Source organism: Pseudomonas sp. LBUM1648, assembly GCF_059716145.1.
Genome location: NZ_CP166808.1, coordinates 4,681,072 through 4,697,879, shown reverse-complemented (window position 1 = coordinate 4,697,879; position 16,808 = coordinate 4,681,072). Strand labels below are relative to the sequence as shown.

Annotated in this window: 15 protein-coding genes; 14 read left to right on the top strand and 1 reads right to left on the bottom strand. The window is 56.6% G+C overall.

All coding sequences use genetic code 11. From position 1 onward, the window contains the following. The first annotated feature begins 67 nt into the window (after positions 1–67). The 7 genes from serC (at position 68) to ACA043_RS21205 (ending at position 8,583) form a co-directional block, all read left to right on the top strand. Positions 68–1,153: a 3-phosphoserine/phosphohydroxythreonine transaminase gene (gene serC, locus ACA043_RS21235; protein WP_187677723.1), complete on the top strand. Its 1,086-nt coding sequence runs from the start codon at positions 68–70 to the stop codon at positions 1,151–1,153. Then, the gene (gene pheA, locus ACA043_RS21230; RefSeq protein WP_497657866.1) at positions 1,153–2,247 is read left to right on the top strand and encodes a prephenate dehydratase; all 1,095 of its coding nucleotides are present in this window, start codon (positions 1,153–1,155) and stop codon (positions 2,245–2,247) included. The genes serC and pheA overlap by 1 nt, the downstream gene beginning before the upstream one ends. Positions 2,248–2,260: 13 nt before the next feature. After that, positions 2,261–3,373 carry a histidinol-phosphate transaminase gene (hisC, locus tag ACA043_RS21225; RefSeq protein WP_489879041.1) on the top strand — a complete coding sequence of 371 codons (1,113 nt, stop codon included), beginning with the start codon at positions 2,261–2,263 and terminating at the stop codon, positions 3,371–3,373. A gap of 28 nt (positions 3,374–3,401) precedes the next feature. Continuing rightward, on the top strand, positions 3,402–5,609 hold the full coding sequence (locus tag ACA043_RS21220; RefSeq protein WP_489879133.1) for a bifunctional prephenate dehydrogenase/3-phosphoshikimate 1-carboxyvinyltransferase: 2,208 nt from the start codon (positions 3,402–3,404) through the stop codon (positions 5,607–5,609). Beyond that, positions 5,606–6,295, top strand: a complete 690-nt coding sequence (cmk, locus tag ACA043_RS21215) for a (d)CMP kinase (RefSeq protein WP_187677720.1) — start codon at positions 5,606–5,608, stop codon at positions 6,293–6,295. Before ACA043_RS21220 ends, cmk begins: the two co-directional genes overlap by 4 nt. A gap of 119 nt (positions 6,296–6,414) precedes the next feature. After that, positions 6,415–8,100 carry a 30S ribosomal protein S1 gene (gene rpsA, locus ACA043_RS21210; RefSeq protein WP_100847732.1) on the top strand — a complete coding sequence of 562 codons (1,686 nt, stop codon included), beginning with the start codon at positions 6,415–6,417 and terminating at the stop codon, positions 8,098–8,100. A 204-nt stretch (positions 8,101–8,304) separates the two neighbouring features. After that, on the top strand, positions 8,305–8,583 hold the full coding sequence (locus tag ACA043_RS21205) for a hypothetical protein (RefSeq protein WP_187677719.1): 279 nt from the start codon (positions 8,305–8,307) through the stop codon (positions 8,581–8,583). Between the two features lie 15 nt (positions 8,584–8,598). Here the strand turns inward: ACA043_RS21205 and ACA043_RS21200 are convergent. Continuing rightward, positions 8,599–9,761, bottom strand: a protein-coding gene (locus tag ACA043_RS21200) for an IS3 family transposase (RefSeq protein WP_497659659.1) whose coding sequence is annotated in 2 segments (ribosomal slippage) — positions 8,599–9,506 and positions 9,506–9,761 — 1,164 coding nt in all. Because the reading frame shifts where the segments join, the coding sequence is not laid out codon by codon here. 202 nt (positions 9,762–9,963) lie between these two features. Between ACA043_RS21200 and ihfB the strand changes: the two genes are divergently transcribed. The 7 genes from ihfB to ACA043_RS21165 all read left to right on the top strand — a co-directional run bounded on the left by ihfB (position 9,964) and on the right by ACA043_RS21165 (position 16,748). After that, positions 9,964–10,260, top strand: coding sequence for an integration host factor subunit beta (gene ihfB, locus ACA043_RS21195; RefSeq protein WP_003189779.1), 297 nt, complete (start codon positions 9,964–9,966; stop codon positions 10,258–10,260). Positions 10,261–10,287: 27 nt separating this feature from the next. After that, entirely contained in the window at positions 10,288–10,527 is a 240-nt protein-coding gene (locus tag ACA043_RS21190) for a LapA family protein (RefSeq protein ID WP_489879042.1), read from the top strand. Between the two features lie 227 nt (positions 10,528–10,754). Then, a complete protein-coding gene (gene rfbB / locus ACA043_RS21185; protein WP_489879043.1) occupies positions 10,755–11,831 on the top strand; it encodes a dTDP-glucose 4,6-dehydratase in 1,077 nt (358 codons plus the stop codon). Next, positions 11,828–12,721, top strand: a complete 894-nt coding sequence (gene rfbD / locus ACA043_RS21180; protein WP_497615099.1) for a dTDP-4-dehydrorhamnose reductase — start codon at positions 11,828–11,830, stop codon at positions 12,719–12,721. Before rfbB ends, rfbD begins: the two co-directional genes overlap by 4 nt. Next, a complete protein-coding gene (rfbA, locus tag ACA043_RS21175) occupies positions 12,718–13,608 on the top strand; it encodes a glucose-1-phosphate thymidylyltransferase RfbA (protein ID WP_489879045.1) in 891 nt (296 codons plus the stop codon). The genes rfbD and rfbA overlap by 4 nt, the downstream gene beginning before the upstream one ends. Before the next feature lie 183 nt (positions 13,609–13,791). Then, a complete protein-coding gene (locus ACA043_RS21170) occupies positions 13,792–15,234 on the top strand; it encodes a mannose-1-phosphate guanylyltransferase/mannose-6-phosphate isomerase (protein WP_489879046.1) in 1,443 nt (480 codons plus the stop codon). Between the two features lie 149 nt (positions 15,235–15,383). After that, the gene (locus ACA043_RS21165; protein WP_497657865.1) at positions 15,384–16,748 is read left to right on the top strand and encodes a phosphohexomutase domain-containing protein; all 1,365 of its coding nucleotides are present in this window, start codon (positions 15,384–15,386) and stop codon (positions 16,746–16,748) included. The last annotated feature ends 60 nt before the right edge of the window (positions 16,749–16,808 follow it).

Here is a 16,808-nt window from a genome sequence, read left to right as displayed (position 1 = left end):
TTTCTGAAGTGCAGAGTTACCGAATTACAGATTTATTGTGTATCACCAAGTCAGAGCGAGATTGGATGTGAGCAAGCGAGCCTATAACTTCTGCGCCGGCCCTGCGGCGCTTCCCGAAGCTGTCCTGCAGCGCGCCCAAGGTGAACTCCTTGACTGGCACGGCAAGGGTCTGTCGGTTATGGAAATGAGCCATCGCAGCGATGAGTTCGTGTCCATTGCCAATCAGGCCGAGCAGGATCTGCGTGACCTGCTGAATATCCCTTCGAACTATAAAGTGCTGTTTCTGCAGGGCGGCGCCAGCCAGCAGTTTGCGCAGATCCCGCTGAATCTGTTGCCTGAAGGCGGCTCGGCTGACTATATCGACACCGGTATCTGGTCGCAGAAAGCCATCGAAGAAGCTTCGCGTTACGGTCACGTCAACGTTGCCGCTACCGCCAAGCCTTATGACTATTTCGCCATCCCGGGTCAGAACGAGTGGAACCTGTCCAAGGATGCCGCTTACGTTCACTACGCACCGAACGAAACCATCGGCGGTCTGGAATTCCAGTGGATCCCGGAAACCGGCGACGTGCCATTGGTTGCTGACATGTCTTCGGACATCCTCTCGCGTCCAGTCGACATTTCGCGTTTCGGCATGATCTACGCGGGCGCGCAGAAGAACATCGGCCCGAGCGGCATCGTGGTCAACATTATCCGCGAAGACCTGTTGGGCAAGGCGCGTTCGCTGTGCCCGACCATGCTCAACTACAAAGTCGCGGCCGATAACGGCTCGATGTACAACACTCCGCCGACCCTGGCCTGGTACCTGTCCGGTCTGGTGTTCCAGTGGCTGAAAGAACAGGGCGGCGTCGAAGCGATTGCTAAACTGAACGACGTCAAACAGCGCACGCTGTATGACTTCATCGATGCCAGCGGCCTCTACAGCAACCCAATCAACAAGTCGGATCGCTCGTGGATGAACGTGCCGTTCCGCCTCGCTGATGATCGTCTGGACAAGCCATTCCTGGTCGGTGCCGAGGAGCGCGGTCTGCTCAACCTCAAGGGCCACCGCTCCGTGGGCGGCATGCGCGCCTCCATCTACAACGCCGTCGACATCACCGCCGTCAATGCGCTGGTGGCGTACATGGCTGAATTCGAGAAGGAACACGGCTGATGTCCGAGCAAGAACTCAAGGCACTGCGCGTTCGCATTGACGCTCTGGACGCCAAGGTCATGGAGCTGATCAGTGAGCGTGCGCGTTGCGCCCAGGAAGTCGCGCGAGTAAAGATGGCCTCGCTGGCCGAAGGCGAAGTGCCGGTGTTCTATCGTCCCGAGCGTGAAGCTCAGGTGCTCAAGCGGGTGATGGAGCGTAACCAGGGGCCGCTGGGCAACGAAGAGATGGCGCGGTTGTTCCGCGAAATCATGTCTTCGTGCCTGGCGCTGGAGCAGCCGCTGAAAGTGGCTTACCTCGGCCCTGAAGGCACCTTTACCCAAGCGGCGGCCATGAAGCACTTCGGTCACGCGGTGATCAGCAAGCCGATGGCGGCGATCGACGAAGTGTTCCGTGAAGTGGCCGCCGGTGCGGTGAACTTTGGCGTGGTGCCAGTGGAGAACTCCACCGAAGGCGCGGTCAACCACACGCTGGACAGCTTCCTTGAACACGACATGGTGATCTGTGGCGAAGTCGAGCTGCGCATCCACCATCACCTGTTGGTCGGTGAAAACACCAAGACCGACAGCATCAGCCGCATCTATTCCCACGCTCAGTCGCTGGCGCAGTGCCGCAAGTGGCTGGACGCGCATTACCCGAATGTCGAGCGCGTGGCGGTGTCGAGCAATGCCGAAGCGGCCAAGCGGGTTAAAGGCGAGTGGAATTCGGCGGCGATTGCCGGTGACATGGCGGCTGGCCTCTATGGCCTGACCCGTCTGGCCGAGAAAATCGAAGATCGCCCGGACAACTCCACGCGCTTCCTGATGATCGGCAACCAGGAAGTGCCGCCGACCGGCGACGACAAGACGTCGATCATCGTTTCCATGAGCAACAAGCCCGGCGCGCTTCATGAGCTGTTGGTGCCGTTCCATGACAACGGTATCGACCTGACCCGCATCGAAACCCGTCCGTCGCGCAGCGGTAAGTGGACCTACGTGTTCTTCATCGACTTCGTCGGCCACCACCGTGATCCGTTGATCAAAGGTGTGTTGGAAAAGATCAGTCAGGAAGCAGTAGCACTCAAAGTGCTGGGTTCCTACCCGAAAGCAGTTCTGTAAGGGGCGGTAGTAAATGAGTGGCAATTTCCTCGCTCTGGCACAGCCGGGCGTGCAACAACTTTCGCCGTACGTTCCGGGCAAGCCTGTGGACGAACTGGCGCGCGAGCTGGATCTGGATCCGGCGAAAATCGTCAAACTGGCCAGCAACGAAAACCCGCTGGGCGCCAGTCCGAAAGCCTTGGTGGCGATCCGCGAAGAGCTGGCCGAGCTGACCCGTTATCCGGACGGCAACGGCTTCGCGCTGAAGTCCCTGTTGGCTGAGCAGTGCCGCGTTGAGCTGAATCAAGTCACCCTTGGCAACGGCTCCAACGACATTCTCGAACTGGTCGCGCGTGCCTATCTGGCGCCGGGCCTGAATGCCGTGTTCAGTGAGCACGCGTTCGCGGTGTATCCGATCGCCACCCAGGCAGTCGGCGCGCAGGCCAAAGTGGTGCCGGCCAAGGATTGGGGGCACGACCTGCCTGCCATGCTCGCCGCTATCGACGCCAACACCCGCGTGGTGTTCATCGCCAACCCGAACAACCCGACCGGTACCTGGTTCGGCGCCGAAGCGCTGGACGAGTTCCTGCAGGATGTTCCAGAGCATGTGTTGGTGGTGCTGGACGAGGCGTACATCGAGTATGCCGAAGGCAGCGACTTGCCGGATGGTCTGGATTTCCTTGCGGCGTATCCGAACCTGCTGGTCTCGCGCACCTTCTCCAAAGCCTATGGTCTGGCGGCGTTGCGCGTCGGCTATGGCCTGTCCACTCCGGTAGTGGCGGATGTGCTGAACCGTGTTCGCCAGCCGTTCAACGTCAACAGCCTGGCTTTGGCTGCGGCGTGTGCGGCGTTGAAAGACGAAGAATATCTGGCGCAAAGCCGTCAGCTCAACGAGTCAGGCATGCAGCAACTGCAAGCCGGTTTCCGGGAGCTGGATTTGGGCTGGATCGAGTCCAAGGGCAACTTCATTTGCGTCGATCTCGGTCAGGTGGCGGCTCCAGTGTTCCAGGGCTTGCTGCGCGAAGGCGTGATCGTGCGTCCCGTGGCCAATTACGGCATGCCGAACCACCTGCGGGTGACGATCGGTCTGCCCGCGGAAAACAGCCGCTTCCTCGACGCACTGCGTAAGGTTCTGGCTCGTGGGTGATTTCACTGCACTGCAATCTGCTGCACCTATGATCGGTCGCCTGGTGGTGGTCGGTCTGGGATTGATCGGTGGTTCGTTTGCCAAAGGCTTGCGTGAAAGCGGCGTGTGCCGCGAAGTGGTCGGCGTCGATCTCGACCCGCAATCGCGCAAGCTGGCGGTCGAGTTGGGTGTAGTGGATCGCTGCGAGGATGACTTGGCAGCTGCATGCCAAGGCGCGGACGTGATTCAGCTGGCAGTGCCGATTCTGGCCATGGAGAAAGTGCTCGCGCGTTTGGCGAGCATGGATCTGGGGCAGGCGATTCTGACCGATGTTGGCAGCGCCAAAGGTAATGTGGTGCGCGCGGCGACCGAGGCTTTTGGCGGTATGCCGGCGCGCTTCGTGCCCGGGCATCCGATTGCTGGATCCGAGCAGAGTGGGGTAGAAGCCTCAAATGCCGAGCTGTTCCGTCGACACAAAGTGATCCTGACGCCGCTTGAGCAAACCGATCCGGCGGCACTCGCTGTGGTCGATCGTCTGTGGCGTGAACTGGGTGCTGATGTGGAGCATATGCAGGTCGAACGTCACGACGAAGTGCTGGCTGCGACCAGCCATCTGCCGCACCTGCTGGCCTTCGGTCTGGTCGACTCGTTGGCCAAACGCAATGAAAACCTTGAGATCTTCCGTTACGCTGCCGGTGGTTTCCGCGATTTCACAAGAATCGCCGGAAGCGACCCGGTGATGTGGCACGACATCTTCCTCGCCAACCGCGAGGCTGTTCTGCGCACACTTGATACATTTCGCAGCGACCTCGACGCCTTGCGCGACGCGGTCGATGCAGGGGATGGGCACCAATTGTTGGGCGTTTTCACTCGCGCCCGGGTTGCCCGCGAGCATTTCAGTAAAATCCTGGCCCGCAGGGCCTATGTGGACGCTATGAATTCCAACGATCTGATCTTCCTGGCTCAACCTGGTGGCCGCCTGTCCGGTCGGATTCGCGTACCGGGTGACAAATCGATTTCCCACCGTTCGATCATGCTCGGCTCGCTGGCCGAAGGCGTCACCGAAGTCGAAGGCTTCCTCGAGGGCGAAGACGCCCTGGCGACCTTGCAGGCGTTCCGCGACATGGGCGTGGTCATCGAAGGTCCGCACCACGGTCGCGTGACCATTCACGGTGTTGGCCTGCACGGCCTGAAACCTGCGCCGGGCCCGATCTATCTGGGCAACTCCGGTACGTCGATGCGTCTGCTGTCCGGCCTGCTGGCCGCGCAGAACTTCGACAGCACCCTGACCGGCGATGCTTCGCTTTCCAAGCGTCCGATGAACCGCGTGGCCAATCCGCTGCGTGAAATGGGCGCCGTGATCGAAACCGCTGCCGAAGGTCGTCCGCCGATGACTATCCGTGGTGGCCACAAGCTCAAGGGTCTGACCTACACCATGCCGATGGCCAGTGCTCAGGTGAAGTCCTGCCTGCTGCTGGCCGGTCTGTACGCTGAAGGCAAGACCACCGTTACCGAACCTGCGCCGACCCGTGACCACACCGAGCGCATGCTGCGCGGCTTCGGCTACCCGGTAAGCGTTGATGGTGCGACTTCATCGGTCGAATCCGGTGGCAAGTTGACAGCGACCCATATCGAAGTGCCGGGCGACATCTCGTCGTCGGCGTTCTTCCTGGTCGCGGCTTCGATCGCTGAAGGCTCGGAGCTGGTGCTGGAACACGTTGGCATCAACCCGACCCGTACCGGTGTCATCGATATCCTGCGTCTGATGGGTGCCGATATCACTTTGGAGAACCAGCGTGAAGTCGGCGGCGAGCCTGTGGCTGACCTGCGCGTGCGGGCAGCTAAACTCAAAGGTATCGAGATTCCGGAAGAGCTGGTTCCGTTGGCCATCGATGAATTCCCGGTGCTGTTCGTGGCCGCCGCCTGTGCCGAAGGGCGCACCGTGCTGACTGGCGCCGAAGAGCTGCGGGTCAAGGAATCGGATCGTATCCAGGTCATGGCGGACGGTTTGCTGGCGCTGGGCGTCAAATGCGAACCGACGCCGGACGGCATCATCATCGACGGCGGCCAGATTGGCGGCGGCGAAGTGCATGGTCACGGCGATCACCGTATCGCCATGGCATTCAGCGTGGCATCGCTGCGCGCCACTGCACCGATCCGCATCCATGATTGCGCCAACGTCGCGACGTCGTTCCCGAACTTCCTCGCGCTGTGCGGGCAGGTCGGTATTCGTGTGGCACAAGAGGCTCAGTCGTGAAGAACATTGCACCGGTCATCACCATTGATGGGCCAAGCGGCTCGGGCAAAGGCACGGTAGCCGGGATTCTGGCCAAGCGTCTGGGCTGGAACCTGCTGGATTCCGGTGCGCTTTACCGGTTGCTGGCGTTCGCTGCGCACAATCATGGTGTCGACCTGACCAATGAAGAGCTGCTGAAGACTCTTGCCGCTCATCTGGATGTGCAATTCATTGCGGCGACCGACGGTCAGTTGCAGCGCATCATTCTGGAAGGTGACGAAGTCAGCGATGTCATTCGTACTGAAAGCGTCGGTTCCGGCGCTTCTCAAGTGGCTGCATTGCCGGCGGTACGCGAGGCGCTGCTGCAGCGCCAGCGTGCTTTCCAGGAAGCGCCGGGTCTTGTGGCCGATGGTCGCGACATGGGTACGGTGGTTTTCCCGAGTGCGCCGCTGAAGATTTTCCTGACCGCCAGTGCCGAGGAGCGGGCGCGCCGTCGATATTTGCAGTTGAAGGGCAAAGTCGAGGGTGTTAGTCTGTCGAGTCTGCTAGATGAGATCCGTGCACGCGATGAGCGTGACACCCAGCGAGCGGTAGCCCCGCTTAAGCCGGCGGCTGACGCCATACAGCTGGATTCCACGGAGTTGTCCATCGATCAGGTGCTTGAACGCATCATGAGCGAGATCGCCATTCGCGATATCGCCGGGTGACCAAGAAGGTTGCAGGGGACCAGTCATAGTCCTGTGGCGCTTCTTCTATATGAAACTAACCCACACCGTCTGGGGTGTGGAGATGGGCGTATCCTTCGCCCTCATTTACAGGAATTAAAATGAGCGAAAGCTTTGCGGAACTCTTTGAAGAAAGCCTAAAAACCCTGAACCTTCAGGCAGGCTCCATCATCACCGGTGTTATCGTTGATATCGATTACCAAGCTCGCTGGGTAACCGTTCACGCTGGCCTGAAGTCTGAAGCACTCATCCCGCTTGAGCAGTTCTACAACGACGCTGGCGATCTGACTATCAATGTCGGTGACGAAGTTCACGTTGCTCTGGACTCGGTTGAAGATGGTTTCGGTGAAACCAAGCTGTCCCGTGAAAAAGCCAAGCGCGCTGAGTGCTGGATCGTTCTGGAAGCTGCCTTCGCAGCCGAGGAAGTGGTCAAGGGCGTTATCAACGGTAAGGTTAAAGGCGGCTTCACTGTCGACGTTAACGGCATCCGTGCGTTCCTGCCAGGTTCCCTGGTTGACGTCCGTCCAGTGCGCGACACCACGCACCTGGAAGGCAAAGAGCTGGAATTCAAGGTCATCAAGCTGGACCAGAAGCGCAACAACGTTGTCGTTTCCCGTCGCAGCGTCCTGGAAGCCGAGAACTCCGCCGAGCGTGAAGCTCTGCTGGAATCCCTGCAGGAAGGCCAGCAAGTCAAAGGTATCGTCAAAAACCTCACCGATTACGGCGCATTCGTCGATCTGGGTGGCGTGGACGGCCTGCTGCACATCACCGACATGGCCTGGAAGCGCATCAAGCATCCTTCCGAGATCGTCAACGTTGGTGACGAAATCGACGTTAAGGTTCTGAAATACGATCGCGAACGCAACCGTGTTTCCCTGGGCCTGAAGCAACTGGGTGAAGATCCATGGGTTGCTATCAAAGCTCGTTACCCAGAAAGCACCCGCGTTACCGCTCGTGTAACCAACCTGACCGACTACGGCTGCTTCGCTGAGCTGGAAGAAGGCGTTGAAGGTCTGGTACACGTTTCCGAAATGGACTGGACCAACAAGAACATCCACCCTTCGAAAGTCGTACAAGTCGGCGACGAAGTGGAAGTTATGGTTCTGGACATCGACGAAGAACGTCGTCGTATCTCCCTGGGCATCAAGCAGTGCAAATCTAACCCGTGGGAAGATTTCTCTGGCCAGTTCAACAAGGGCGATAAAATCTCCGGCACCATCAAGTCGATCACCGATTTCGGTATCTTCATTGGTCTGGACGGCGGCATCGACGGTCTGGTTCACCTGTCCGACATCTCCTGGAACGAAGTTGGCGAAGAAGCTGTTCGTCGTTTCAAGAAGGGCGACGAGCTGGACACCGTTATCCTGTCGGTTGACCCAGAGCGCGAGCGTATCTCCCTGGGTATCAAGCAACTGGAAAGCGATCCGTTCTCCGAGTACGTCTCGGTTAACGACAAAGGCGCAATCGTTACTGGCACCGTGAAAGAAGTTGACGCCAAAGGCGCCATCATCGTTCTGGCCGACGATATCGAAGCGACTCTGAAAGCCTCCGAAATCAGCCGTGACCGCGTTGAAGACGCGCGCAACGTTCTGAAAGAAGGCCAGGAAGTAGAAGCCAAGATCATCAGCGTTGATCGCAAGAGCCGCGTGATCCAACTCTCCATCAAGTCGAAAGATGATGCTGAAGAGAAAGAAGCTATCCAGAGCCTGAAAGAGACTCCGGAAGCTGCTACCGGCGACACCACCATGGCGGCACTGCTGCGCCAGGCAATGGCCAAACAGAACTAAGTTCTGCTTGATCATTAAAAAGGGCGACTTCGGTCGCCCTTTTTTGTGCCTGCGATTTGGTGAGTTGCGTGTGCTGTGAGGGTTGTGGTGAAACCAATCTCACTCCGGAGTTGTCTGTTTCTTTAATCGGATCAATCGCCTATTCGCGACTAAGCTTGGTCTTAAGCGTGTGGTAGTCGGGCGTCGCCTGGCATAAGGAAGTGGATGAACAAGTTTATTGCCCTCATGGCTGTATTGGTTTTGGCAGGCTGCACCACCAGCGCCAAGACCCATGCGGTGCGCGGTGTCAGTGGTATAGAGGTCGACTGCTCTGGATTGGGCTCCAGTTGGGAGAAGTGCCAGAAGCGAGCGGCGAAGGAGTGCAAAGGGGCTGGGTATAAAGTCATTACCCGATCTGATGATGCCAAGGATGAAGATGAGTTTCCTTTTGGCTTCAATCCGGCTGGCTACGTGACGCGAACCATGCTGGTCATCTGTCGTTGAGCTTGTTTGTAGTGGTCAACTAATCCCGGACACGACGTTAAGTTTTTCCTCGGCCCGCGCTGGTGCCAACCCCTTGTTGAACTGGTGAGGCCGAATCCAGTTGTAGCGATGCATCAAAAAGTTGCTGATATCGCGCTGTGCTTCCTGCGCAGTTCGATAGCCCACGGTCGGTATCCATTCTGTTTTCAAGCTACGAAATACGCGCTCCATCGGTGCGTTATCCCAGCAGTTTCCTCGTCGACTCATGCTCTGACGCATGCGGTATCGCCACAACCGCTGGCGAAAGAGTCGGCTTGCATATTGCGATCCCTGGTCCGAGTGGAATAGCAGATCCGAAGGCCTGCCACGCTGCTCGTAAGCCATATCCAGCGCTTTGATCACCAGCTCAGCGTCTGGCTTTTCCGACAGCGCCCAGCCCACGATCCGACGCGTACAAAGATCCAGGACGACAGCCAGGTAATGCCACTTTCCTTGTGCCCAAATGTAGGTGATATCGCCGCACCAGACTTGATTGGGCGCAGGCACGTCGAACTCGCGGTTCAATGTGTTCGGGATATCCAGTCTTTCTACTGTTGCTCGTTTGTAGGCATGGGAGCCGGGTTGTTTGCTGACTAAATCAAGCTCGCGCATCAAGCTACGCACTTTGAATCGACCGAGTTGCTCACCGTCTTCACGCATCAGTGACAGGATGCTGCGACTGCCCGCAGAGCTGCGACTTTGCGAGAACAGCTCACTTACGCGACTACGCAATCGAAGCCGTTCGACATCCGGCGTGCGGCGCCGCGGGCGCTGGGCGTAGTAACACGAGCGAGTGACGTCAAACACCTTGCACAGCCAATCAACCGGCTCATGTGCCCTCAACTGGTCAATCAGCGCGAACGCTCGTGATCTTCCGACATCAAGAGCGCGGTAGCCTTTTTTAGTATTGATTTCTCTCGCTCAAGCCGAGCAATCCGGGCTTCCAGCTCCTGAATTTTTTGCTGTTCCGGAGTCAGTGCCTTGCTCTGCGGAGTGACGCCTTTATGTTCTTTCTGAATCTGGTCAACCCAGCGGCGCAATGCCGACTCACCAATGCCGAGCGAACGGCTGGCTTCGATGTAGCTGTAGTTTTGTTTGAGCACAAGGTCAGCAGCCTCGCGCTTGAATTCAGGAGTAAAGGAGCGGCGTTGTTTAGTCATCTGACACCTCGATCTGGCGAGCATTCTCGCCTAAATGGGTGTCCGGTTTCATTAGACCACTACAGTTTGTTGATTTTATGCCCTGAAAATGGGCGTTTTGACGCTGAGGAAGATATGTCAATCCCTGGGCTGTTCAAAATCTTCCGGGCGTGCTAAAACCTTTCAAGCGCTGATCTAGCTGCTTGAAAAAGAAGGGAAAAATATGACGAAGTCGGAGTTGATCGAACGAATTGTCACCCATCAAGGGCTGCTCTCATCCAAGGATGTAGAGCTGGCCATCAAGACCATGCTTGAACAAATGTCCCAATGTCTGGCCACCGGTGATCGTATCGAGATCCGTGGATTCGGCAGCTTCTCCCTGCACTACCGTGCGCCGCGTGTTGGTCGCAATCCTAAAACCGGTCAATCTGTCAGCCTTGACGGTAAATTCGTTCCGCATTTCAAGCCGGGTAAGGAATTGCGTGATCGGGTGAATGAGGAAGAGGAGGAGGGGGTTTGATTTCCATTGCCTCTCGAGGGAGCGTGCATGCGTAAATTCAAACACATCGTTCTCTGTGGTTTCATTCTGTTACTTATATTGCTGGTTCTGGCTTTCATGCTGGAAAATCAGCAGTCGGTAGCGCTTGTGTTCATCGGTTGGTCGAGCCCTCAATTACCCGTTTCGTTGATACTGATGCTGGCGCTGCTGATCGGCATGCTCGCAGGGCCAGTGATCAGTTGGCTTCTCGGTCGTTCGTCGAGAGCTTCCCGCAAGCGCATTGCCTGACTGTATCGGAAGCAACTGCGAGAGCGAATTTGCGCCACGGCTTGTCTATATCCATTCGTAAATCGTTCATTAAGCTGTAAAATGCCGCCCTGATTTGATGGTGGCATGTTCGCACTTCGTTCAGGACTGACTTTGACAGAAGCCATTTGAACTAAGGGCTTTTGCTTTCATGGATTAGACAGCGCTGGGTTGGCGGCCCTGTCAGCTACTCGAGGGTATGGTTTCGCGTGAAAATTCTAGTAACCGGCGGGGCGGGTTTCATTGGCTCGGCAGTCATTCGTCACATCATCTCCAGTACCACCGACGCAGTGATCAATGTCGATAAGCTTACTTATGCCGGTAATCTTGAGTCGTTGGCAACAGTCAGCAATGATTCGCGATATGCGTTCGAGCGCGTCGACATCTGCGATCGCGATGAGGTCGACCGTGTTTTGCGCGAGCATCAGCCGGATGCAATCATGCACCTTGCTGCAGAATCTCACGTAGACCGCTCGATTTCTGGTCCGTCCGAATTTATCCAGACCAACATTATTGGCACTTATACCTTGCTAGAAGCGGCCCGTCGTTATTGGTCGGATATGGATGATATTCGCAAGGACGGTTTTCGCTTTCACCATATCTCGACAGACGAGGTTTATGGCGATCTTGAGGGGCCGGAAGATCTCTTTACCGAAAACACTCCCTATCAGCCAAGTTCACCGTATTCGGCCAGCAAGGCCAGTTCCGATCACCTGGTTCGCGCGTGGGCCCGTACCTATGGTCTGCCGACACTGGTGACCAATTGCTCGAACAATTACGGCCCCTGTCATTTTCCCGAGAAGCTGATTCCGCTGATTATCCTGAATGCTTTGGAGGGCAAGTCATTGCCGGTGTATGGCAAAGGCAATCAGGTTCGGGACTGGCTTTACGTCGAGGATCATGCGCGTGCGCTTTACAAGGTTGTGACTGAAGGCGTAATCGGTGAGACCTATAACATCGGCGGCCATAACGAAAAGCAGAACATTGAAGTGGTGCATGCACTCTGCACCTTGCTCGATGAGTTGCGTCCAGAGTCCGCTCATCGCCCTCATGCGGACTTGATTACTTACGTCCAGGATCGTCCGGGTCACGATCAGCGCTATGCAATTGATGCCAGCAAGATTCAGCGTGAGCTGAACTGGACGCCGCAAGAAACCTTCGAAACCGGTATTCGTAAGACGGTCGAGTGGTATCTGAATAATACTGATTGGGTCGCGCACGTGAAGAGCGGTAGCTACCAGCAGTGGATAGACCAGAATTATTCGGACCGTTCGGACAAGTCATGAAAATCCTCTTGCTGGGAAAAAACGGTCAGGTTGGGTGGGAGCTGCAGCGCTCTCTGGCTCCGCTTGGCGAGTTGATTTCCCTGGACCGCCACGGTACAGAATTTCTTTGCGGCGACCTTACCGATCTTGCTGGATTGCGCTCCACCATTCAGCGCACGCGTCCAGACATCATCGTCAACGCGGCGGCCTACACGGCTGTCGACAAAGCGGAGGTCGAGAGCGACCTGGCGGATCTCGTGAATTTCAGCGCCTGCCAGCTCATGGCGCAAGAAGCTCTGGCTACGGGCGCATGGTTGATTCATATCTCCACGGACTACGTTTTCAACGGTCAGGGCTCAACGCCCTGGCTGGAAACGGACCCTGTTGCTCCGTTGAATCGGTACGGCGCGAGCAAGGCAGCAGGTGAGCAGGCAATTATCGGTTCCGGCTGTAAGTACCTGATCTTTCGTACAAGTTGGTGTTATGGCGCTCGCGACGATAACTTTGCCAAGATCATGCTCAAACTGGCTCGCGAGCGTGAAACCCTAGAGATCGTCGCGGATCAGATCGGTGCACCCACGGGCGCGGATTTAATCGCCGACGTGACGGCATTGGCTATCTTGCAGGTTTTGCAGCGACCCGAACTGGCTGGTGTGTATCACTTGGTCGCCAGCGGTGAAGTGTCGCGGCAAGGCTATGCGTCTTTTGTGATTGATGTCGCCCGCGGCCTTGGCGAGACACTCATGGTCAAGGCCATCAATCCTATAAGCACCGAGGCCTTTCCAACACCCGCACGCCGGCCGTTGAACTCTCGTTTGAATACGCAGAAGCTGCGCGACAACTTTTCTCTGCACTTGCCGGATTGGCAAAGTGGTGTAACCCGAATGCTTAGGGAAACCCTGAACAAATGATCAAGACAAACCGTAAAGGCATCATTCTGGCCGGTGGCTCAGGTACGCGGTTGCATCCGGTCACTTTGGGTGTGTCCAAACAACTGCTTCCGATTTACGACAAACCGATGATTTTCTATCCGTTGTCGGTGCTGATGCTGGCAGGCATGCGCGAAATCCTGATCATTTCCACCCCCGAGGACTTGCCCAATTTCCGCAAACTGTTGGGTGATGGCAGCCTCTACGGTGTCCAGCTGAGTTACGCCGAGCAGCCTAGTCCTGACGGTCTGGCCCAGGCATTCATCATTGGCGAGGAGTTCATTGGCAAAGATCCATGCTGCCTGATCCTTGGCGATAATATCTTTTACGGCCAGAACTTCACGCACAATCTTCTTTCGGCCAGTGCCCAGGCTGCGGGTGCCACCGTATTCGGTTATCACGTCAGCGACCCGGAGCGCTTCGGGGTCGTGGAATTCGACGCAGCAGGCAGGGCTCTGAGCATCGAAGAAAAGCCGCAGAAACCGAAATCCAACTACGCTGTTACCGGTCTGTATTTCTACGACAACGACGTGATTGAAATCGCTAAAAGCATCAAGCCTTCCGAGCGCGGCGAGCTGGAAATCACCGATATCAACCGAGCTTATCTGGAACAGAAGACGCTTAACGTCGAGATGCTGGGCCGCGGTTTCGCCTGGCTGGACACTGGCACGCACGACTCCCTGCTGGAAGCGAGTCACTTCGTCCATACAATCGAACACCGGCAGGGCCTGAAAGTCGCTTGTCTCGAGGAAATTGCCTACAACAATGGGTGGATAGCCGCTGAGCAGGTGGCAACTCAGGCCGAGCGTCTGAAAAAGACCGGCTACGGGCAATACCTGCAGAAGTTACTGGATAATCCTTCGGCTTGATGGCGGTTGGCGTCCGACTGGTAGTTTGCCGAGTTATCTATTCAAGCCCGCTGTAGAATGGCTGACAGGTTTTGATGGTAGAGCAATGCTTTTGCACTGAGTTCGGTGCAGGAACGACTGAAAATATAACTGAACCCGCTTTTCTGATGACATCAACAGGAAAGGGGATTAAGGATTTCGAGCATGGAACTGATTCCCGTAATTTTGTCTGGCGGAGTGGGCAGCCGGTTGTGGCCTGTTTCCCGTGAAGCCCACCCCAAGCCGTTCATGGATTTGCCAGACGGCCAGAATCTTATCCAGAAGACGTTCTTGCGTGCTTCGCGTCTGGAGGGCGTTGTCGAAGTCCTCACGGTGACCAACCGTGAACTGTTGTTCAAGACTGAAGACGAGTACGGCGTGGTTAACACCGCCAAGCACGCTCAAGGGTTCATCCTTGAACCTTTCGGACGTAATACCGCGGCAGCAGTCGCTGCGGCGGCCCTTCAGCTCGAAGCTACCCATGGCGCTGATGCGCAAATGCTGGTGCTGGCCGCCGATCACCTGATCAAGGATGAAAAAGCGTTTGCCGCCGCAGTGGCCCAGGCAGGCGCGCTTGCCGCTGAGGGCTGGCTGGTCACGTTCGGTATTCAGCCGACCTATCCGGAAACCGGCTTCGGTTACATCGAAGCGCAAAAAGACACCCCGCTAGAGGGAGGCCTGAAAGTTGCGCGGTTTGTCGAGAAACCGAACCTGGAAACTGCTCAGGGGTATGTCAAGGCCGGTAACTATTTCTGGAACTCAGGCATGTTCTGCTTCCGCGTGGGTACGGTTCTGGAAGAGCTTCGCCAGCATGCTCCCGACGTCGTCGAAGCCGTTGCCAGGACAATCGAGGCTTCGCGCCTGACTTCTTCCGACAAGTATCGGTGTCTGGCACTGGACAGCGACGCCTTCGCCAAGGTACCGGATATCTCCATTGACTATGCGTTGATGGAGCGTTCCAGCAAGGTTGCGACCATCCCTTGTGACATTGGCTGGAGCGATATCGGCTCCTGGAATGCCGTGAGTGAACTGACCGAGCCTGACGAAAACGGCAACCGTTTCGAAGGCGAAGTCCTCTCCCATGGTTCGCGTAACAATTATGTGAACAGCGAATCTCGCCTGACGGCCCTGGTGGGTGTCGAAGACTTGTTGGTAATCGACACGCCTGATGCAGTGATGATCGCCCACAAGGATCATGCTCAGGACGTGAAACATATCGTCAACCAGCTAAAGGCCTGCAGTCATACGGTGCACTTGCTGCACCGTACGGTCCATCGACCATGGGGCACCTACACCACTCTGGAGGAGGGCGAGCGTTTCAAGATCAAGCGTATCGTGGTCAAACCGAAGGCGTCCCTGTCCTTGCAGATGCATCACCATCGCAGTGAACACTGGATTGTCGTCAAGGGCATGGCTGTGGTGGTCAACGACCAGCAGGAGCTGATGTTGAACACCAACGAGTCCACGTTCATTCGTGCAGGCCATCAACATCGTCTCAGTAATCCGGGGGTGATTGACCTGGTGATGATTGAAGTGCAGAGCGGCGAATATCTGGGTGAAGACGATATCGTGCGCTTCGAAGATATCTACGGCCGCGTCGACCAGTAATTGCCTGTCGGCTGTCATAAGCCTGATCGGTGATTCATTGACCGGTCAGGCTTATTTGCATGTATATACCTCACATCTCATTCAATATCGATGACGCACGACGGCAGCTCCGGGTGTTTCGTCTTCAGATTTCCAACCAAGAGACCAGAATGCATACCCCTATCAAAACCCGATGCTTCAAGGCTTATGACATCCGTGGCCAGGTACCGTCCGACCTGAACGAAGATGTGGCTTATCGGATTGGCCGCGCGATGGTCACCGAGCTGCAGGGCAAGAGCATCGTACTGGGTCGGGACATGCGGCTGGAGAGCCCGATGCTGGCGGATGCGATGACCCGTGGCTTGCTGGAGGGCGGCGCGGACGTCATTGACATCGGTCTGTGCGGGACTGAAGAGGTCTACTTCGCTACCAGCGCGTTCAATGCGGACGGTGGGGTGATGATTACTGCAAGCCACAATCCCAAAGGCTACAACGGGATGAAGCTGGTCAAATCGCAGTCGCGTCCGATCAGCGGCGATACAGGCCTCAATGCAATCCGGGACCGAGTGGAAAGCGGTGACCTGGGCGCATTGGCGGACACGCCGGGCAATGTTCGCCATGAGCAGGACAAGGCTGGTTACATCAATCATCTGTTGACCTATGTTGACACTGCGCAACTCAAACCGTTGAAAGTGCTGGCCGATCCTGGCAACGGCGCGGCGGGTCCGGTTCTACAGGCGTTGATCGGCAAGCTGCCGTTTGAATGGGTGCTGATCAATGGCGAGCCCGACGGTAATTTCCCTAATGGCGTGCCCAACCCGTTGCTGCCGGAAAACCGTGAGCTCACACGTCAGGCGCTGCTCGATAACGGTTGTGATCTCGGGCTGGCGTGGGATGGCGACTTTGACCGCTGTTTCTTCTTTGACGAAACAGGTCGGTTCATTGAAGGCTATTATCTGGTGGGCCTGCTGGCCGAAATGCTGCTCAAGCAGCACCCGGGCAGCAAGATCATTCATGACCCGCGACTGACCTGGAACACAATCGATCAAGTTGAACAGGCGGGGGGCGTACCGGTGCTGTGCAAAACTGGTCACGCATTTATCAAAGAGCGTATGCGTCTTGAAGATGCGATCTATGGCGGTGAGATGAGTGCCCACCACTATTTCCGCGATTTTGCCTATTGCGACAGTGGCATGATTCCATGGTTATTGGTGACTGCCTTGATGTCCAGCGGCGGCAAGACACTTGCGCAACTGGTGGACGAGCGTATCGCGGCCTATCCGTGCACTGGCGAGATCAATTACCGCGTTGAAGATGTGCCCGCGATGCTGCAAAAGGTACTGACGCATTTTCTTCCGCAAGGCCCTGAACTGGATAAGACCGACGGCATCAGCGTTTCTTTTGCCGATTGGCGCTTCAATCTGCGGGGGTCCAACACCGAGCCGTTGTTGCGGCTCAATGTTGAAGCCAAAGGCGACCAGGCATTGATGTGGACGCGCTTGAAGGAAATCGAAACATTGATTCAAGAGGCTTGAGAGCTTCGACTCTCTAGTATCCAACGGCGCCCGTACTTCGGTAGTTGAAACATCGCGGTG